We start from the raw sequence: 19,446 nt of genomic DNA, 5'->3' as shown, positions 1-19,446 counted from the left end.
ATCGCCTCCAAAAGTATTTTTCTTACTCTTCCCTCCATTACTGATCTTAAACCAACAGAATTATTTCCTTATTCATTGAAAGCACTTTCATTTCTCCGTTATACTGAATTGTAATTTACAAAATAGAAAAAATGAGGTGTTTGAAATGAAACTATTTAAATGGACAGGTCCATTAGAAGAAGCTGGTAACTTACCAGAAGAAGCGCGTGCGTCATTAATGAATAACGATGAAGAAGTGCTTGTGCTACAAGAAGCGGAAACGACTACTCTCGACAACGCAGTCGAATATGATATTTTGGATCAAAGCGGAGATTTACCTTCTGGTCGTTTTGCTGTATTAAACAATATCCCTGTAAACGAAGAAGGAAGAGAAACTTTTGAACAGCGCTTTAATAACCGTGCGCGTCTAATAGAAGCAGAACCAGGATTCGTGGCGATTCGTGTATTGCGACCAGTACATTCTGGCACTTATGTAATTTTGACAATGTGGGAAGACGAAGAGTCCTTCACAAACTGGCAAGAGTCACAGGCTTACGGAAAAGCGCATGCAAAACGAGGGACAAAAGATGGTGTCGATCAACGTCCTAATATTTTCTCAGGACCTTCTTTTGTCACGACATATAAAAAGTAAGTATAAATAAACGATATCTGCAAAGACTACTCTTGAAGTGAAAACTATAATGAGGAGAGTGTTTTTGTGGGTATTTTAGATGGTAATCCAAAAGATCAGCCTTTACATTACGGAGAAGTCACAGCCATTTGGTCATTTATGGGTGCGAATAACGGCCTAATCAGTGGGTATGAAGCTTTTGTTAATCATGCGGGAGATGAAGACCTAATTCATCTGCTAGAAGAAGCAATTAAAACAATGAAAGCCGAGAATAAAGAATTCGGCAAAGTATTGAAAGCTAACGGTATTACACCCCCTCCTGCGCTTCCGGAAAGACCAAAAGCAAACCCAGAGGATATCCCTGCTGGCGCCCGATTTATGGATCCCGAAATCGGTGCAGCTATATCAATCAACGTCGGCCAAGGGTTAGTTTCATGTAGCATGGCGATGGGTCAATGTATACGTGAAGATGTTGCAGCGCTGTTTGCTAAATGTCATATGGACAAAGTAGCATTTGGTGCCAAATTGCTAAGCATGAATAAATCAAAAGGTTGGATCATTCCCCCACCACTGCATATGCAGTAATCGCCATATCACTTCGCCAAGCGCAGCTCGCTGGCGAAGCTTTTTTATTTAGATTAAAATTTATATTTGATTTTTCAACAATAAAAAAGACCTATCTGTCTATTTATATAATGAAATAAACGACCACTTTTTCAGCTATTCACATCACCTCTACGCTTCATTCCACCCTATCTAGTCCGCGAAGAAAACACCCCAAACAACGTATGTCGAGGCGGTTTTCAACGTTATTCTATACTGCCGGTCCCTTGGAGTATTACATCCACTGTGACACTGAATTCTATATCTGGGTATGCCCTTTTCCACGTCGCCAAAACATCTGGATCATGTAATTGGGTAGCTCGGTAATGCAGTCCGAAGCCAAGGGGATCTAAGTTTTCTTCTTGCATGGTAGTAAGAAAGTGTAACACTTTCTTTTCCACCTCTTCTGATGCTAACTGATTATACTCATCTAGCTTGGATAGAGATAAACTATTCTGCGATTCTCCGATGATCCCTTTAATTTTCATATGCATAATAATTTTTCGAGGAGTTAAAAGCTTTTCATCCGGAACAAATTGATACGTCACATTATGTTGGCTTATATTCAATAAAAATCTATGTTCACCATTTTTAATGTGATATGTAAATCCTCTCGCTCCGTCAGATAATGTATTAAAGTATTTTGTTTCAGTACTAGTAAGTTCATACGCTTCTTTTTTCTTATCAACCACAATGGCATTATTGACGATTAATTGATCACGTTCTTCGCTTGCTTCAACTAATGGCAATACCGGATTGATGCCTTCGGTAAGGACATCTCTACGCAGTTTGAACAGGTATCCCGTGACGATATACGGGCTTTCATTTGCCGTTTCTCCAAAAGTATTGAATAAGGCAACTGACGCCGGGGCTTCGGTTGAAGGCTCGACTTTTAAAATAGTTTCAGCAGAAGGTTTTGCCCCTGCGATGAAAGCAATTAATGGAATATCACCACGTCGAAAAAAATAATCCATAAATGACTGCATGTGATTCGTCAATAGTTTCTCATGTATCACGATCGTCTTCATTTGACCAAATTCCAATACTTTATCTACATGCGTCTCGAGCATACGGATAGCTTCGCCAATCGATTCTCCTTCTTTGGAAAGATAGGCATATTCCGGTTCAGTCGATTCTTTAATGGCACCAAAAGGGAGGGCTACTTTCAATGTAATTTTAAAACCGTCTTCTAAATTCTCGGATGGATCGATTCCAATTGCCGTTACAAAAAGACGTTTGTCAATATCTTTAAATGCACACCCAGATTGCAGTAAGATACACACCATGCACAAAGAAAGTATTAGTCGGTTGGTGAGAAATCCGATCTTCATAATTTCGCCCTCCTATTGACTAGCCACATGAGTAACATTAACCCTAAAAAAGAAATGGGTATAGTATTGAAGTAATACTTGCTATATAAAAACAAATCATATTCAGTCACTTTCAATGTAGAGAAAATTGCAATTGTCCAAAATACTACAACCATTATCCCGATACCAATATTCTTCTTCATTCCAGCTGACATATTCTTCACACCAAATACATTTTCAAATAATTTAAACGAAACATGCCAATGAAGTATAATATTCAAAAATGCAATAGCAAGAAAAATAAGTAAAAAGATAAAAATAACTCGTTCAATTATGCCAAATTTCATGCGAATAGAATCACTGGTAATCAACCAAGGATATAAAACAGCTTCAATTTTCTCGAAACCTAACATGCCAATCGGAATAAAGTAGGAAGTAAAGATTACAAAAGCACCTAGAAAAAACACGATCAATGCTTGTTTGATTCCAAAGACCATTTTCTTCTTCAATAAAGAGTTGAAAATAATAATATCAAATGAACCGACAAATAAGAAAGCTACCGTAGAAAATATTGTGTAATCTGGCGGGTTATCAATATAGCTCATCGCAAGGGTAACTTGATCCCAACTTAATTGCTTTTCAAAATAAAGTTTTAATAAATAATACACGACGCCCGGGAGAAGCATGACCAATACAAGTTCTAATATATAGAGTATACTGCGGCTTTGCATGATCACTCCAAAACTAATCGTTAACACAAACATTCCTATGATAATGTATATCGACATTTCCGGTGTTAAGTATCTCAACATAATATCGATATACGTTATAAGCGTCTGTAGTCCAGCTATATACCAAATGGTTCCCAAAACTAATAAAGCAGGTATTGAAACCCATTTCGATACGTATGTTGATAAGATTTGGGGCAAATCCTTACCTGGAAATGCTTTAAACGAGTTGATCAACGCCCAATTCATAAATACCCCGAAAAACAAAGCCATGATCATCGTAATGATTGCTCCATCTTCACTCTTAGCAAATAGAATTCTTGGACCTGAAGCTATGAGGTTAGCTGCCATATTAATTATTAGCAAAAAATAGACAAAACGACTCATGAATCATCCGCCCTCAATTCTTCTTGACGATTTTTCCAGAACATTCGTAAATACGGTTGGCCAAAACTATCCTTATTCACTAAATACATTATTATGCCCAGCGTCCCAAGTACCGTACCAGCCAGACCAAACGCTGTCGTAAATAGCAATAGTACAAAACGCAGGATCCTAACCGCATAACTCATTTCACTAATCGGAATAACGAATGTGGAAATCGCCACAAGTGACACAACAATAACCATAATATTAGAAGTCAGCGCAGCGTCTACTGCCGCAGTGCCCAGTATTAATCCGCCAACCGTTGTAGCGGTCGCGCTGATCGTAATGGGCAGCCGCATACTCGCTTCCGTCAGTAATTCAATAAAAACCAGCATGAAAAATACTTCAATAAAAGAAGGATAGGGTACACCTATTCGACTGGCGGCTACTGTCAACGCTAGCTCCGTCTTGAAGATGTCCGGTGTATAGGAAGTAACAGCTACATATAACGCAGGCAACACAATACATGTAAACAGTCCAGTATAACGAAGTAAACGGATCAATGTAGTAACCCAAAATGAATAATACAAATCCTCCATAGACAATATAAAATCTACAAACGTAATGGGTGCGATAATAGCATGAGGGCTCCCATCCACCATAATAATTACTTTTCCACCAGCCACATTGTGAAGCATGCGATCAGGACGCTCAGTCAGTAGACTTGTTGGGAACAAACTGTACTTCTTATTATTTAAGTAATACTGTAAGTCACCACTTCCTTGTACCAACTCTACTTCCATAGTACTTATCCGTTCTTTTATTTTTTCCAATAATCCTGGATATACTCTTTTCTCGTCATAAACCAACGCTATATCTCGATTGGAAGCATCATCCAACTGCATCGTTTCAATCATTAGTGAAGGTTTATGATACCGTTGCCGGATCAGATTGATATTCGTCTCGATGCTTTCACTAAGGCCGAGCTGGGGACCGTGAATAGTGGGTTCCATAGTAGCATCTTGTACTGCATTAGCTGCTACTACTTTTAACTCGAGTAACGTTATTTGCTTGTCGATCATAACGAATACATTACCCTTTGTTATTTCTATCAGGACCTCTTCATCCCCAGTGGGCATCTTGGTTTCATAAGGCAACGAATGTACATACTCCGCAAAGTCTTGTTCGGCTGACATCTCATAGAAAGGTTTTACTACAATTTCCTGTAGTTGCATCATATCCACTACACTTTTCAAATACAGCAAGTGCACTACTCGATCCTTACTCTTCAAAGTCTTTTTCACTATATCCGCGGTTGGTTCCAGTTGTTGAGCTAAACGTGTAAAGTATGCAGGCTGTTCCATATGACGTGTGGTTTCATCCAAACTCATCACTTCTTTCTCATCAAACAAGTTAATTAAAAGTTTGTCCAATCTTTGGAAGTTTAATCATTAGAATGGAAAAAAACTCTTCTTCATTTTATCTTTAAAAGTGTTTCATACGATCAAATATAGGTTATGCTATATAAAGAACTATATTTTTTGAAGTAACGAGAGGAGGAATCGCTATGAACTTAGCCGCAATTGGAGTACCAGGCTTAATTATTATTTTAGTGATTATTTTAATTTTATTTGGCCCCCGTAAATTACCCGAAATTGGTTCGGCAGTAGGTAAGACATTGTCGGAATTCAAAAAATCGGCAAAAGACATTATGGATGACGATGAGGACGAGTCTAAGAAAATAGAAGTGCAAAAAGCTGAAACAAAAGAACAAGTAAAATAAAAATCTCTACAAAAAAATCCAATCACCTATGTGATTGGATTTTTACGTATAGCACCACACAGATTACGTCATAAAGAAAAGCAACGCAGGAAAAAATGCATGCCGATTCAGCTTTAGTCGCCTCGCTTTTGTATCATTATGCTTAATAGGCATCTCACTGGATTTTCAACATCTTCAATTACTATGATCTCGATCTACAGTCGCGATCGCGCCAAGTGAATTATCCTCAGTTAGGAGTACTGTCTGTATTTACAGAATCTACCAAACCCCAAAATTGGGAAGTTGCTTTAGAAATCCGTTCATCTTTGATCTTGATCATAACTGGTTCTACACGAAAATCAAATTGCTGTAATTCATGGATTTTTAACTGATCCATTGGCACCGCATAAGCGACACGCGGAATAATAGAATATCCTAAACCTTTACTAACCATTGCGATGACAGTCGTCAGATCTTTGCTCTCCATTACAATATTAGGTGCAGTATGTGCTTCTTCAAAAGCTTTTAGAATATTTTCATAGTATGAATGTCCTTCCATTGCAGCCAGCATAATAAAAGGATGCGTAGCAAGGTCTTGAAATGTAACATGCTTGGATGGAAAAACATCTCCCCAGCTCCGTGGACTCACCACGACATATTGCTGTTGTTTTAATGCCAATACGTCGCAGTGAGTACTATGTTCTAGTCGCAATAACAACGCCACTTCAATTTCTTTATGATCCAGCTTCTTCAGCAATTCTTCAGAATTTCCTTTATCGATGCTTATTTTGACGCCAGGAAACTGCTTACGATATATGCTGATGTACTCGACGAGTAGATTTAAACAAGCAGACGATACACCAATACGTAATATTCCTGCACTACCTTTTTCGATTTCTTCAATTTGTTTCTTCACATCCCCCATGCTAAGTAGTAACTTTTCTACATATTGATACAGAATATACCCTGTTTCAGTCAGTTCCCATTTTTGTCGATAGCGATGGATCAACGTTGTGCCAAGCTCAATCTCTAGCTTTTTCAATTGTTGACTGAGTGGTGGCTGAGCCATGTGTAGAATAAGCGCAGCTTTCGAAATGCTTTCTTGATCTACTATTTCCTTAAAATAATACAGTTGTTTAATATCCATGATTTCACTCCGTTATATACTATTTCATATATCGTCTTTCTTTATTATATATTATTTATATCTTTCTCTACATGATAATATTAAGTAGATCTACTATTGAAAGCAGAGGTTTTTTTACCCTATGAATATTATTTCCAAACAACTTACCCTTTATGTAATAGGGTTATTTTTATTATCACTAGGCGTTAGTTTCTCTATACAGGCTGACCTTGGGGTTTCCCCTGTTTCATCATTAGCTTACGCTATCTCCCTTACGTCGGGATTGACGATTGGGATCACGACAGTACTTGCAAATATCTTATTTGTTTTCATGCAGATTCTCTTAAATAAAAAACATGTTGGATTACGTGAATTCGTCGTTCAATTAATTATTGTATTTCTATTTGGTGTTTTCATGGATTTGACACTGGCCATTGTACAGCTACTTCCTGCTCCTACTACACTAATAGGAAGATATCTATTTTTATTGATCAGTTTATATATCATATCGGCTGGATTGTTGGCCTATTTTTCAGCTACATTACCTTTAATGCCTTATGATGCATTAACCTATGTGGTGAGTGACCGTTTTAATATGAAATTCGGCAAGGCAAAAGTCTCCAGTGATTTAGTAAACGTCGCAATCGCAGGTATTGTGTGTTTAGTATTTATTCAATCACTTGGAGCCATCGGGATTGGTACCATTCTAGCTGCATACTTTATCGGGAAAATTCTCGGCAAGATTATGCCACGTTTTCAGCCGCTACTTCAGCAATGGGTGTATACGTGTGAAAATAATGTAACGGTAGAAGAAAAAAATGTTGTTGATCCCATTCAGCAAAAATCTATATGAACAAAAAGAGATGCTGAATGCCGTAACAATCCGGCCTCGACATCTCCCTCCCTACCTATCTATGGATTTTCTGCACTCAAGTTTTGTTATGGATATTTACTGTTAGCTCAATAACTCTCTATGACTGGTTTCATTCTTATATAATAATTCGAACGTTTCACAAACTACTGGTATTTCGCGATGAAAATCTTGATTTACTTCCTTTAATTCATTCTCGAAAAACTCTTTATGAACTTCTTGCCAATAGTGTAATGAACGATCACCTTCACCTTCTAAATATGCATGTTCTTCTGTCACTTTATTGAAAGGCACGACTTTTACTGAAGTGGTTTTCACAACTGCAACTGCCATTCCTTCGCCATCCAAAATGATATTGTGAAGACCTACCATTGGTAATGGTTCGTCTTCTATTTCATAGAGCGTATAGTTAGATGAAGTCGCTGTTTTAGTTCCTTCCACTACCAATTCTGCGAGTTCATCTGCCATTTGTTTCGAATTACCGAAAGACCAGGCTTCGTACTGTTCAGGCGCATTGGGATGAATTCTCTTAAATTCTTCCCACATCCGTTCAATCGACTCGTTACTAACATATTCTTTCCACGCGGTTATTCCGCCCTCCAATACCGTAACATCGTAATCTCTGTCGGCAAGAATGTTCGCACATTTAGTTGCAGAGTTTCCTGTTGTACAGGTAATAATCATTCCTTTATTTTTGGGCAACTGCGGAATCACTTTCTCCACTTCATCTTCAAACGTAAAAATTTCTGTTTTCGGCACATTTATATCTTCTACTGTATTCGCCTCGATATGGAAATGATTATATTTATCCTCGGCGCGGACATCTACTAGTACAAGTGCTTCCTCAGCTTTTACCTTCCTGAATAGTTCCTCCGCGGTAATCGTTTTAACCATAAATGAATTCCTCTCCTTACTTCCACTATGATACCTCTCATTATAGCTGTAACTAACGGTCTTTTGATATGTAAAGTCGATTTGTATAGTTAAATATATTTTTAAACAATAAAAAGATAGGTATCCTCCAAGAAAATTAATTAGAGAACGTCCTATCTGTTCATAGTATGTAACACAGTATGGAGTTTTATACATCTTCTTTTAAAAATACTTAGTCAATCTAAGTTGACTAAGTACATTATGCATTAACTTGTGCTGGATCATGCCATGGATAGTTATTCGTTAATACTGAAGCTAGATCTTTACTTTGCTGTTTACGCATTATACGAATTTCAGCTCGCTGTGGTGCTGTTTCATGTAGATATACTTCTTCTTCTGTTTCAGGAATAACACGTGGAACGGTTAGTGGTTTTTTATTTTCATCCAATGCAACAAATGTTAACAATGAAGTGGCAGCAATTTTACAACTACCAGTTGCCAAATCCTCTGCAATAACTTTTACGAAAATCTCCATAGAAGATTTTCCAGTCCAAGTCACATATGATTCAAAGCATACTGAATCAGAAGGACGAATTGGATACAAAAAGTCCACGGAATCCATAGAGGCCGTAACACAATCTGCTCTGCTATGTCGAGCAGCTGAAATCGATGCGATTTGATCAATATCGCTCATTAAACGTCCACCAAACAAAGTATTATGGTTGTTGACATCATTCGGAAATACCCTGCTTGTTCGCACGACTCTTGATTCCCGACACTGCTTTTCTAGTTTCATTAAAAATATGGCCTCCTTCAAGACGTAAATCTACCATTATATAAGTAATTTGAAAAATTAAAATATTCCCTTTATATATATATCCTTTAAATATACTCTTCGTTCACATAATTGTCAAGAATGAATTCTATTTTACAGTTTCCTGCTTATTACTGAATACTATTATGTGCTAATGGAATATCTCTTTCCTCTAGTAAACCTACCTGGATCAAGCCTTTCATAATACCATCATCCGCACAAGATGCAGTGATGAAATCTGCTACATCTTTCAATTCTGGTATGGCATTTTCCATCGCTACCCCGATACCTACTGTCTCGATCATTTGTATGTCATTCGCACCGTCTCCGAATGCATAGCTGTTTTTAATAGGGATACTCATATATTCAAGTACTTTTTGAATACCGATTGCTTTGGATGCCCCTTCTGGCAACATATCTACCGAGTTTTCATCCCATCTAACAAATGAATAACCCTTGAATAATTCTTTGTATTTTTCTATTTCTTTAGGTGTGGAGTAGATCTGTACTTGATTTACTTCAGAATGAGAATATACTTCCGAATCTACAGGAGGATAAGGAAGTCTTAAACGTCCAATCCCCTCTTGGACAAGTGGATGTTCTTTTACGTTCGTCACGAATGATTCAAACGTAGAGTATGTCAATCCATGTCCTTGTTTATGCGCAAATTCGGTAAGCTGTTGTATAACCTCTGGCTTCATAGGATTCGAGTAGATTACTTCTCCATCCAATACCACATGCTGCCCATTCATGGAAACATAAGAATCAAACGATAGTTCTTCTAGTAACCATTTGAACATAAGTGGTGCCCTACCAGTACAAATAACGATATATATGCCTTTGTCCCGCAATGCCGCGAGAGATTGTTTCGTAGATTCTAAAATTGTTTTGTCGTGATTCATTAATGTTCCATCTAAATCAAAGAACACAATCTTTTGATCTTGATTCATTTTCCATACCCCTTTCATTACTCGTTGTCTACCATGTAGTCTATCAATTACCTGTCCCATATGCTGTGAAGTTGCTTATATCTTGAATAGACAATCACTAAAACTACATACAGTATTTGATATTTTCACAATGAAACGTTATTCTCTTTGTAGAACATATTTTTTTATTAAGAAAAGACGGAGGGTTATTTAATGAATTTCATCGAAGAACGTGTAAGTGGAGAGAATGTAATAGACTATTTGCAGTATCCGACATTTTCCACTATCGAAGAGGAACGTCAACACAATAAACAACGATTGGCGGGTGCATTCCGTCTGTTTGCACGTTTCGGCTTTACAGAAGGTGTAGCTGGTCACGCGACGTATCGTGATCCAGAATTCAAAGATCATATGTGGGTAAATCCCTACGGCGTCCCTTTTAGCAAGATGAAAGCTTCTGATCTTGTGTTGGTAAATTCGGATGGAGTAGTAGTAGAGGGTAAGTATTCTCTCCATAAATCTGCTCTAGTGATTCACTCTGCTATTCACGAAGCTAGACCCGATGTTATTGCCTCAGTACATTTGCACCCAGTATACGGAAAAACATGGGCATCGACAGGGAGATTGATCGATCCATTAACACAAGATGCTTGTGCATTTTATAATGACCACTCTGTGTTCGACGAGTTTTCCGGTGTTGTGTATGAGGATGATGAAGGAGTAAAAGTCGCAAATGCACTAGCGGATAACAAAGCGGTATTTTTGAAAAACCATGGTCCATTAACGGTTGGACAAACAGTTGATGCCGCAGCATTTTGGTTTATTACACTGGAACGTTCTTGCCAAGTTCAATTACTAGCGGAAGCCGCCGGGATTGTGAATCCGATTCCTCCCGAGCATGCTACAAGCACTGCAAAACAAGTAGGTAGAGATATTGATGGTTGGGAAAATTTCCAACCACTATGGGAAAAAATCGTCAGTGAAGAACCCGATTTATTGGATTGATTTCTCTGTGTAAGAATTCTTACGTATCTAAAAACCAAGAGATATCGTATGTATTCATATCCATTCATTCTTAGTGTACGCTCGAATCGCGACCAAGTCCCTTCATTCCTTCTACCATCCTATCCTGGTGCAAAAATCCTCGAATTTACAGATGAAGGTATGCAAGAAACGACACTAGAAGAAACGAGTTATCACTAAATTATCAAGCGGTTTTTTGATGATTAATACCGATGCTACATTATTTTCCAAAATAAATGAATATGATGAAAAAGCGATTATTTCCTCGGAAATAATCGCTTTTAAACGTTATTCATTTTCCTTTTTTACTTGTTCCCTTGCATCTTTCTTTATTTCCTCCACTTGTTCTTCCGCTTTTTTTGCTGCATCGTTCGCTACTTTTGCTGAACTCTTATCCTGATCATCTCTAGGTGTATTTGCATAACTCTTTGTCATTTTCCACACTCCTGTCTGATATATGTAATTTTATTGTTCCCCAGAATTACGAAATAAAAACAAGCATTTTAAATTCCTTGTTTTTTCATGCTACAATAAGGGTAGAACCTAAGAAAGGCGGACTACTTGTGTCTAAGAAATTGTCTATCTATTTATCTATGCTTGTGATTGGCTTCACACTTTTATTGTTAGCCATTTTTCTGGATTTACCTGAAAAATTAAAGTGGTTATTTTTAGTGATTGCCGTCATATTAAATGTCACAAGCGCTGTAGCTGCAATGAGAATTGGCCTAAAAGAAATGAAACCGAATAAAAGATAGATCTGTTTGATGCGGAAAGAGGAGCTGCCTATGAAGCGTTCTGCTAGTTATCGTATTATACGCATCGTCTGGATGGCGGTTGTGTTTTTTATACAAATTATAGTTTTTCAGAAACGTCATAGAGGGAAATTCACACCAGCAGTCACGGAAAAGTGGAACACGCTTGTTACGAATCAAGCAAAGAGCTATAAAAAGACAGCAATTGAATTAGGTGGATTACTTGTCAAACTAGGGCAATTCCTCTCGACACGTGCAGATATTATGCCTGCATCTTTCATTGAAGAGTTAGAAGGGCTGACCGATCAAGTAACACCAGTCCCTTCTGAAAAGGCATTACAATTACTAGATGATGAATGGGGAAAACCGCATAGCGAGTACCTGACAGATATTACATCAAAACCTGTCGCATCCGCATCTATTGGCGAAGTATATAAAGCAGTACTACATAACGGAACAGAAGTTGCCATTAAAATCCAGCGTCCTGACATTGAACGGATTTTACGTGCAGATTTTAAAGCAGTAAGAATTGTAATTTGGCTTGCGAAAAAGTGGTCTTCATTAACTAAACAAATCGATTTGGACGTACTTTATCAAGAGATGACAGACGTCATCGGAGCGGAATTGAACTTTATCGAAGAGATGAGAAATGGACGGAATTTTGCCGAACGCTTCCAGAATATGACTGGTGTAAATTTCCCTGTCTATTATGATGAGTATACGACACGAAGAGTGCTTGTAATGGAGTGGATTGAAGGTGCGAAAATAACCGATCTAGCGTTTTTTGAAAAGCATCATATTGATCGCAAAGAGTTATCCAATCGGCTCTTCCGTTTATTTTTAGAACAAATCCTTGAAGGGGGTCAGTTCCACGCTGATCCTCATGGCGGTAATATTCTCATACGCTCAGACGGCACGCTCGTATTAATTGATTTTGGCATGGTAGTAAATATTACAAAAGAAGATGCGGACGCGATGCTTGTCGTTATAGAAGGGTTAATTTTAAAACAATATGATCGTGTGATTGATGGTCTCGAAGCATTGAATTTTTTACTCCCTAATGCAAACCGTAGAGTGTTGGCAAAAGCAATTGAGAAAGTTGTTAAAGCATATGAAACGAATGACTTATACGATGTGAATAGTGTGGTTGTAGAAAATCTTCTACAAGATCTGCAAGTCATTGTTCGAACACAACCTGTGCAAATGCCTGCTGAATTTGCATTTTTAGGTCGCGCAGTCTCTGTTTTTGTCGGTGTGCTGTATAGACTCGACCCCGAAATAGATCTGCTCGCTATTACACGCCCCCGATTAGTTGATTGGGCTAAGAAAAAGAGTAAAGAGAAGAATCCTTTCACGAATAGAAAAGAGTACCAACGCTCCATATTCAATAGCCTAGGACAGATTCGCAGTTTTGGACCAAAAATCTCCTCATTCCTGGAGCAACCTGCATTAATTCATATGTATCTCGAACAACGGGATATAGAGCAACGCACATTTCAAATGAAGATGCAAAACCGTCTATTTGCTGGAATCATCGCGGTTGGGTCTTTCGCAACACTAACCTATAGCTTAATGGATTCCTACACTGAACTAGCGATTGCATCAAGTATAATACTACTCATTTCCTTCTGGAGATATCGTCGTTTAGGAAAATAAAAAATCAGCGGCTCATATAGCCTCTGATTTTTTACGTTATAATCCGCTGCTGTATATAACTTTTTAGTCCATCGACCGAGTATATATCTCGCTTCGGAATGATATATGCACTGACCGTACTCGTATATATGTAGAAATAATCCGCATCTTCTATTAGCTGTTTCACGCCAGACCATTGTACCTTTGTTTCACCAACTGATGTCTGATCTACTATGCCTACCTTATTCATTTTCATGGAATGCTCTCCAACAAGCCCTTCGTTCTTACCACCTTTGAGCATCTTGCTCACTTGCCGTGTAATATGATAGTAAAAGTATTTAGGATAAAAAATCACCCATAAAATAGACGTTAACCCAAACGTAGCAAATAACGGACCTTTCGCCATATCCGTAAAAACAGTTAAAAAGTATGCAAACAGTAAAAAGATTAGTGGCGATATATACCGCTGCCATTGCAATGAATTTTTACCGACTTTAGAATTTTTCACATGATATAAATTAAACGCTACTACATCTTGTTCCGTTAAGTCATAGTGGATTTCCATTTAGTCCTCCCGTTAAGTGTGCTGTGTCATTTAACAGCAGGCAACTTTTCTTTTCTATATCGATTATAGTCAATGAAGCATTATCAATCTTCACAATATATTTTTCATCTTCCAGCAAAGCCACAATCACCCGTTTTATAAAACTACCGTGACTTACGACAAGTAGACGTTGACTAGGATTCTTCTGGACCTGTTCACTTACAAATTCTAGACCTCGAGCCACAACATTTTCTCCCGTCTCGAACTGCAAATCCAGTTCTCTCCACTGAGGCCCCCATTTCTGCTGTCGTTCTTGCTCTGTCGTTCCTTCAATCAATCCGCCGCTACGCTCACGTAATCGGTCATCTTCAACGACTTCAATCCCTGACTGCGCGGCAATTAAATCTGCTGTCTGTCTAGCGCGTGTCAGAGGGCTAGTGAATATGAGACCCCATTCCTCATCCGCCACGCGCAATGCCAGCTTCTTTACAGCCTCTATCCCTTCTTCGTCTAATGGAATGTTCGAACTCCCTTGGGCACGCCCTTCTTTATTCCACGTAGTCACACCGTGCCGGATAAAACCAATAATAGTCAATTTAATCCCCCCTAGATATTAGGCCTAAAAGATGGTGTTCTTTTAATCCACAGATAATTTAATACTACGCCCAGTAATAATACAAATGCTCCGAAATAAAATGGATAATCGACATCCACATCAAATAAAGCACCACCAATGATTGGACCGAAGACATTTCCGATACTCGTGAACATCGAGTTCATGCCACCGACAAACCCCTGTTCATTTCCTGCAATTTTCGACAAATAAGAAGTTGCTGCCGGTCGTATCAAGTCAAAACCTACGAAGATAACCATAGTAACAGCCAGTACGGAAAAGTAACTTTGCACGAATGTTGTCAGAAAAACTAAAATGGATGAAAAGACTAAACAAAAAAAGATTAGACGTTTTTCTCCTATCATTCTCGCCAGCTTGTCGAATAATACTACTTGCGCGACTGCTCCGACCAGCCCGCCTCCTGTAATAATGATCGCGATGTCCTTAGGCGTAAATCCAAACTTATGGTCAACGAACAAACTGAAAATCGATTCAAATGCAGCGAGACCGAAAGATAAAATCAATATAATAATGAAGACAATAAAATAATGACGTGCAAATACCCGCTTTAACCCAGGTTTAGTTGCATCCTCCGCTACCGCTTCTTGATAACGTTCAGGTTCACGTAATGCAATAAAGGAAAAGATCGCTGCAAACAAAGCTAATCCTCCAGCAAAGAAGAAAGGAACTCGAGTACCATACGCTGCTAAAAATCCGCCAACCCCTGGACCTAATATAAATCCAGTAGATATAGCAGCAGACATAAAACCTAATGCCTTAGAACGAGTTTCCATCGTAGTGATATCTGCGATAAAGGCAGTAACAGCCGGCATAATAAAAGCCGCACTAATTCCACCTAAAACTCGGGATGCAAATAGCACGGGCAATGTTTGTCCAATCCCAAACAAGAATTCGGAAGAACTAAAAATGATCAAACCTACGACAATCATCTTTTTTCGTCCAAAGGTATCTACCCATCTTCCTGATAAAGGTGAAATAAGCAGTTGGGCCATCGCGAAAGTTGCGACCATATAACCAACCACTGTACCCGATATATGTAATTCATTCATTAATCTTGGCATGACAGGTATGACTAATCCAATTCCTAAAAATGCGATCAGTAAATTAGTCAGTAGTAGACCTAACGTGATGGATTCCTTTTTCATGTACTCTCTCCTACGCTCATTCTTAGTTGATATTGGAATATCATAGCAACGACAGAATGAAGTTACAAGAAGAAAAGTTCCAGTATTTCACTAATTTTCACCACTTTAATTTCATGAACCGCTCAATGAGTTGCTGGCGTGCATTTTCAGGTAATGGCCAACTTTCAATTTCAGTCACAATTTGATCACGCGTGCCGAAGCCCTTGACAAATCCATTTAATCTGGCCGCAAATGTCGAATCGATAAGCGACGCTTCAGAAGGATATAGCGAATATAACGTATCCAAGACATTCGGATAACGCTTCAAATAATACTTTTGGTGGCGGTCTTCAGCTATAGTAAAATGACCTACAGGGGTAATTTCCGTTTCAATTGGTTCGCCAAGCTCTTTCTCCATTTCAATCTTTACTGTATCGATTATCTGTTTTTGTTGTTGGTTGTGATAACGCAATGATGAGACATACTGTTGCCCTTTGTATTGATCACGGTTTGGATAGTGATTACGCCAAAAATGAAGAAGTATTTCTTCATAAGAAATTATCTTCGGGTCATAATCAATTTCCACCGTTTCGGTATGATCTTTTATTGTCTTATATGTTGGGGCCGCTGTAGTTCCACCTGTGTACCCTACTCGTGTTCTTACGACGCCTTGCAAGCTTCCAAAGCGTGCGTCAGGCCCCCAAAAACAGCCCATTCCAAATGTTGCGGTTTCTAACTCTCTATTTTTCGTCAGTTCTTTATCCATTTCAACAGCAGTTAGCAAGACAATCCACCCCTTCATGTTAATTGTACTATACGCGAAATGAAAATATAAAAAATAGAGTCCATTTTGAGAAGGACTCTGTATGAAACGTATTATGATTTTTCACTTTTTCCACTCATTTTCTAGCATACCGTATACGAGTAAATCATGATAATGACCATATAGAAACTCTCCGTCACGAATGACTCCCTCTTTCTTAAAACCTAACCGTTCTGGAACGGCTTGACTACGTATATTTTCCGTAGCGCATCGAATTTCTACTCGATGTAGATCATATCCTTCAAATGCATAGTCTACCAGCGCGGACACTACTGCCGTCATAATTCCTTTTCCTTGATAATCTTGCGCCAGCCAATAACCAATACTCGTTTGCCTATTTGCATAGTTAATTGAATGGAAGCCTGCAAAACCTACCAAGTCTCCTTTATACATAATACCTGCTTGGAACCCATCCTCTTCAGCAAATTGTCGTAACCACGCATGGATGATGGGTTCATACTGTTCCGCGTCCGTCATGGAATCAACCCAGGATAACCACTCACGCAAATGTTCCCTCGATTCGTCCACAAGGGTGAATAATTCTTCTGCATCTTCCTGTCCTACTAGTTTCAATGAGATATCCTCTGTTACTGGATGTATAAACATAGCATAGCTCCTTTAATAGTCGTTATTTTATTCTATGAATATTCCATTTATACTCCTACTTTAAAGCGGTTGAATTAAAATTACATTAGTCATAATAAGTACACGATATCTTATATTTCACACGTATTTTTAGTACTTCATCATGTCGCTTTATTCATCTTGGATATCTAACCCTAACATGGAAGCGAATTGAATCGCCTGTAACGAAGATACGATACAACCATCCAATTCTTTCATAGACACGGTCATGCTCTCAAATTGTGAAGTGTTGATTTCCACTCCTTTTAGGGGTGTCTCGTCAAAGCTTATTGCATCTAAATTGCACTTCATAAAATATGTATTTTTCAGTTTGCAATCGAAGAAATCCGCATCTTTCACTTGGCATTGATCGAACCAAACTTTATCAAATTTTGTATGTACAAATGTAGATAGATTGCAAATACATTCTTCAAATACCACATCCGTGAATCGGGCATTTGTAAAGTTCACACCAAGCATTTTGCAATTATGAAAGCTCACACGATGAATACTTATACCCGTCAAGTCCGCATTTGAAAAATCACAGTTTTCAAATTGAATGTCTGTAGCGAATAGGTCTGGTAGAATGGCTCCTTGGAAGCTGGAATTTTTAATGAGCATATTTGTTAATTGCGCACGTTCTATGGTTTGCCCATCTATCCGTGAATCGATAATACTTGCGTTTTGAAGGAAGGGGTCTTCCTCGTGTAATAAGTCGTGTAACTGTACCGGCGTTAAACGATCGGGAATTTTAGGTTGATTTGGCTTCATCAGTAGATCTCCTATTCTTCAAGCTTTTAAAAAAGATTATTTGTCTAGACAGTGATACTATAATAAAAAGGGGTGACGACTATGGAAATCAATGACCAAGCACGTAAAGAGCTTTTAGCACAAGTAGAGCACCTGTCAGATGAAGTGATTAATCGTAAACCGGCTGATGACAGATGGTCCATTAAACAAATCTTAGAACATCTATACTTAATGGAAGGTAGTGTCGCTAAAACCATTCAAGCCAAGCTTGCTAACGACAACCAGAGCATCACAACGGTTAAGCCGATTCAACTAACTGTTGATCGTTCTAAAAAGGTAGATGCTCCTAATTTCGTGACACCGACTTCAGAATTTTCTACTCTCCACGACTTGAAATGTAAACTCTCCGCTACTCATTTGACTTTACATGATATAGCCGAAAACGCATTAGAAGATCAATTAGCAGTGAGATCTTATACGCATCCTGTTTTTGGCGATATGAGCCTTACGCAGTGGATTCCATTTGTCGGCTACCATGAACTGCGCCATATCGAACAAATTAAAGAAGTAAAAGAACAACTCGGTATCTGATAAAGACCTCCACTCTAACTTTTCGTTAGGGTAGAGGTCTTTTCTCTATCGCTGAATATAGTAAATGGCTTGCTGTATACTTGAAAAGGTTTTTAATCTTTGCTGGGGATCTTTAGCTGCTGCTAATTTATATGCAAGATCTGGTGTAATACCTGTAATATAAAGATTACACCCAATAAGCGTCAGTACTTGCTGTATTTCCAACAAACGGTCAACTGAAGTCCCTTGTTGCCAATACAAACCTGTTATGTCGATCATTACATGATCTACTTCATTCGTGTGAACGTAGTTACTCAGTTTTGTAATCAATAGATTAAAACGTTCTTCCGTCATTTGACCAATTAGTGATACCGCCGCCAAATTATCATAAATTCTCATAATGGGTAACATGAGCTGTTCTATTTCATGATCTTTCGTATGTAGTTCCTCTATCTGTCTGTATTGTACTGAAACATCAGTTTGCGTACCAATAAAATATGGTACCTCATCAATTACAATCGGACGAAGACTGAGTCGATTCCAAAATAATGTACCGTCTTTTTTATAGTTTTTCAAAACAATCGTAAGAGGCACTCTTTCCGAAACCGCTCTTCTGATCTTCGATACTGTAGATGGATCTGTTTCTTTACCTTGAAGAAATCTGCAGTTCCGCCCAAGTATCTCTTCCTGAGTATACCCTGTTAGGGTCTCGAATGTTTTATTGGCAAAAATTATCGGATTATCCTCTTGCGAAGCGTCTGTTATCAAAGCTCCAACTCTACTACCATCAATGACCGCTTCCATCAATTGTCTTTGAACTGCCTCCGTTAATTTCTTTATTTTAAACACACCCTATCAATTCAAATGGTATTTAGTATTTCAATACTAGCACATTGTTCGATGAAACGTACAGATTATCAGGTAAACTATTGGGTTCCTTAGAGATAAAGAAAATCCCTCTGACCACTATATAGT

Annotated in this window: 24 protein-coding genes; 9 read left to right on the top strand and 15 right to left on the bottom strand. The window is 38.3% G+C overall.

Translation table 11 applies throughout. The features are described 5' to 3' along the window. Positions 1–145 precede the first annotated feature (145 nt). A complete protein-coding gene (locus CSV61_RS14565; RefSeq protein WP_099639814.1) occupies positions 146–631 on the top strand; it encodes an antibiotic biosynthesis monooxygenase family protein in 486 nt (161 codons plus the stop codon). 66 nt (positions 632–697) lie between these two features. Then, on the top strand, positions 698–1,195 hold the full coding sequence (locus CSV61_RS14560; RefSeq protein WP_099639813.1) for a DUF3231 family protein: 498 nt from the start codon (positions 698–700) through the stop codon (positions 1,193–1,195). Positions 1,196–1,419: 224 nt separating this feature from the next. Here CSV61_RS14560 and CSV61_RS14555 read toward each other — a convergent pair whose 3' ends face one another. Genes CSV61_RS14555 through CSV61_RS14545 form a run of 3 tightly spaced genes read right to left on the bottom strand, consistent with a single transcriptional unit; the run spans position 1,420 to position 5,008 of the window. After that, entirely contained in the window at positions 1,420–2,544 is a 1,125-nt protein-coding gene (locus tag CSV61_RS14555; RefSeq protein ID WP_099639812.1) for a Ger(x)C family spore germination protein, read from the bottom strand. Further along, complete coding sequence (locus CSV61_RS14550; protein WP_099639811.1) at positions 2,541–3,638, bottom strand: GerAB/ArcD/ProY family transporter; 1,098 nt, start codon at positions 3,636–3,638, stop codon at positions 2,541–2,543. Before CSV61_RS14550 ends, CSV61_RS14555 begins: the two co-directional genes overlap by 4 nt. Beyond that, the gene (locus tag CSV61_RS14545) at positions 3,635–5,008 is read right to left on the bottom strand and encodes a spore germination protein (protein WP_233193639.1); all 1,374 of its coding nucleotides are present in this window, start codon (positions 5,006–5,008) and stop codon (positions 3,635–3,637) included. Before CSV61_RS14545 ends, CSV61_RS14550 begins: the two co-directional genes overlap by 4 nt. 176 nt (positions 5,009–5,184) lie before the next feature. On the opposite strand from CSV61_RS14545, the gene tatA reads away from it, so the two are divergent. Then, complete coding sequence (tatA, locus tag CSV61_RS14540) at positions 5,185–5,400, top strand: twin-arginine translocase TatA/TatE family subunit (RefSeq protein ID WP_099639810.1); 216 nt, start codon at positions 5,185–5,187, stop codon at positions 5,398–5,400. A 226-nt stretch (positions 5,401–5,626) separates the two neighbouring features. On the opposite strand, the gene CSV61_RS14535 is transcribed toward tatA, so the two are convergent. Next, complete coding sequence (locus tag CSV61_RS14535) at positions 5,627–6,526, bottom strand: LysR family transcriptional regulator (protein ID WP_099639809.1); 900 nt, start codon at positions 6,524–6,526, stop codon at positions 5,627–5,629. Between the two features lie 121 nt (positions 6,527–6,647). Between CSV61_RS14535 and CSV61_RS14530 the strand changes: the two genes are divergently transcribed. Further along, positions 6,648–7,358, top strand: coding sequence for a YczE/YyaS/YitT family protein (locus CSV61_RS14530; protein ID WP_233193636.1), 711 nt, complete (start codon positions 6,648–6,650; stop codon positions 7,356–7,358). Positions 7,359–7,460: 102 nt separating this feature from the next. On the opposite strand, the gene CSV61_RS17380 is transcribed toward CSV61_RS14530, so the two are convergent. The 3 genes from CSV61_RS17380 to CSV61_RS14515 all read right to left on the bottom strand — a co-directional run bounded on the left by CSV61_RS17380 (position 7,461) and on the right by CSV61_RS14515 (position 10,013). Beyond that, positions 7,461–8,270 carry an ASCH domain-containing protein gene (locus CSV61_RS17380; RefSeq protein WP_158233864.1) on the bottom strand — a complete coding sequence of 270 codons (810 nt, stop codon included), beginning with the start codon at positions 8,268–8,270 and terminating at the stop codon, positions 7,461–7,463. Positions 8,271–8,508: 238 nt separating this feature from the next. Continuing rightward, positions 8,509–9,045, bottom strand: a complete 537-nt coding sequence (locus CSV61_RS14520; protein WP_083033942.1) for an acyl-CoA thioesterase — start codon at positions 9,043–9,045, stop codon at positions 8,509–8,511. Between the two features lie 149 nt (positions 9,046–9,194). Further along, positions 9,195–10,013 carry a Cof-type HAD-IIB family hydrolase gene (locus tag CSV61_RS14515; protein WP_099639807.1) on the bottom strand — a complete coding sequence of 273 codons (819 nt, stop codon included), beginning with the start codon at positions 10,011–10,013 and terminating at the stop codon, positions 9,195–9,197. Positions 10,014–10,205: 192 nt separating this feature from the next. On the opposite strand from CSV61_RS14515, the gene CSV61_RS14510 reads away from it, so the two are divergent. Beyond that, positions 10,206–10,997, top strand: coding sequence for a class II aldolase/adducin family protein (locus tag CSV61_RS14510; RefSeq protein WP_099639806.1), 792 nt, complete (start codon positions 10,206–10,208; stop codon positions 10,995–10,997). Positions 10,998–11,045: 48 nt separating this feature from the next. Beyond that, on the top strand, positions 11,046–11,195 hold the full coding sequence (locus CSV61_RS17000; protein ID WP_199173646.1) for a hypothetical protein: 150 nt from the start codon (positions 11,046–11,048) through the stop codon (positions 11,193–11,195). A gap of 108 nt (positions 11,196–11,303) precedes the next feature. Here the strand turns inward: CSV61_RS17000 and CSV61_RS16885 are convergent, their stop codons facing one another. Beyond that, positions 11,304–11,450 carry a hypothetical protein gene (locus tag CSV61_RS16885; RefSeq protein WP_158233863.1) on the bottom strand — a complete coding sequence of 49 codons (147 nt, stop codon included), beginning with the start codon at positions 11,448–11,450 and terminating at the stop codon, positions 11,304–11,306. Between the two features lie 128 nt (positions 11,451–11,578). Between CSV61_RS16885 and CSV61_RS14500 the strand changes: the two genes are divergently transcribed. Next, on the top strand, positions 11,579–11,770 hold the full coding sequence (locus tag CSV61_RS14500; protein ID WP_083033947.1) for a hypothetical protein: 192 nt from the start codon (positions 11,579–11,581) through the stop codon (positions 11,768–11,770). Between the two features lie 30 nt (positions 11,771–11,800). After that, positions 11,801–13,423, top strand: a complete 1,623-nt coding sequence (locus CSV61_RS14495) for an ABC1 kinase family protein (RefSeq protein WP_099639805.1) — start codon at positions 11,801–11,803, stop codon at positions 13,421–13,423. Between the two features lie 31 nt (positions 13,424–13,454). Here the strand turns inward: CSV61_RS14495 and CSV61_RS14490 are convergent, their stop codons facing one another. The 6 genes from CSV61_RS14490 to CSV61_RS14465 all read right to left on the bottom strand — a co-directional run bounded on the left by CSV61_RS14490 (position 13,455) and on the right by CSV61_RS14465 (position 17,922). Then, positions 13,455–13,967 carry a YcxB family protein gene (locus CSV61_RS14490; protein WP_099639804.1) on the bottom strand — a complete coding sequence of 171 codons (513 nt, stop codon included), beginning with the start codon at positions 13,965–13,967 and terminating at the stop codon, positions 13,455–13,457. Continuing rightward, entirely contained in the window at positions 13,951–14,541 is a 591-nt protein-coding gene (locus CSV61_RS14485; RefSeq protein WP_099639803.1) for a histidine phosphatase family protein, read from the bottom strand. The genes CSV61_RS14490 and CSV61_RS14485 overlap by 17 nt, the downstream gene beginning before the upstream one ends. Positions 14,542–14,552: 11 nt before the next feature. Next, the gene (locus CSV61_RS14480; RefSeq protein WP_099639802.1) at positions 14,553–15,725 is read right to left on the bottom strand and encodes an MFS transporter; all 1,173 of its coding nucleotides are present in this window, start codon (positions 15,723–15,725) and stop codon (positions 14,553–14,555) included. A 97-nt stretch (positions 15,726–15,822) separates the two neighbouring features. Next, positions 15,823–16,488, bottom strand: a complete 666-nt coding sequence (gene msrA, locus CSV61_RS14475; protein ID WP_233193635.1) for a peptide-methionine (S)-S-oxide reductase MsrA — start codon at positions 16,486–16,488, stop codon at positions 15,823–15,825. 102 nt (positions 16,489–16,590) lie between these two features. After that, positions 16,591–17,133 (bottom strand): GNAT family N-acetyltransferase, encoded by a 543-nt coding sequence (locus CSV61_RS14470; protein WP_099639801.1) that lies wholly within the window; start codon positions 17,131–17,133, stop codon positions 16,591–16,593. Between the two features lie 150 nt (positions 17,134–17,283). After that, the gene (locus tag CSV61_RS14465; protein WP_099639800.1) at positions 17,284–17,922 is read right to left on the bottom strand and encodes a pentapeptide repeat-containing protein; all 639 of its coding nucleotides are present in this window, start codon (positions 17,920–17,922) and stop codon (positions 17,284–17,286) included. 81 nt (positions 17,923–18,003) lie between these two features. Here CSV61_RS14465 and CSV61_RS14460 point away from each other — a divergent pair, with 81 nt between their 5' ends. Next, entirely contained in the window at positions 18,004–18,492 is a 489-nt protein-coding gene (locus CSV61_RS14460; RefSeq protein ID WP_083033962.1) for a DinB family protein, read from the top strand. A 45-nt stretch (positions 18,493–18,537) separates the two neighbouring features. On the opposite strand, the gene ytvA is transcribed toward CSV61_RS14460, so the two are convergent. Then, on the bottom strand, positions 18,538–19,320 hold the full coding sequence (ytvA, locus tag CSV61_RS14455) for a YtvA family blue-light photoreceptor (protein ID WP_143561102.1): 783 nt from the start codon (positions 19,318–19,320) through the stop codon (positions 18,538–18,540). Between the last annotated feature and the right edge of the window lie 126 nt (positions 19,321–19,446).

Source organism: Sporosarcina sp. P3, from assembly GCF_002743415.1.
GTDB lineage: Bacteria > Bacillota > Bacilli > Bacillales_A > Planococcaceae > Sporosarcina > Sporosarcina ureae_A.
Note: the sequence above shows the minus strand (reverse complement) of the source record. Positions and strands in the feature narration are given on the sequence as shown.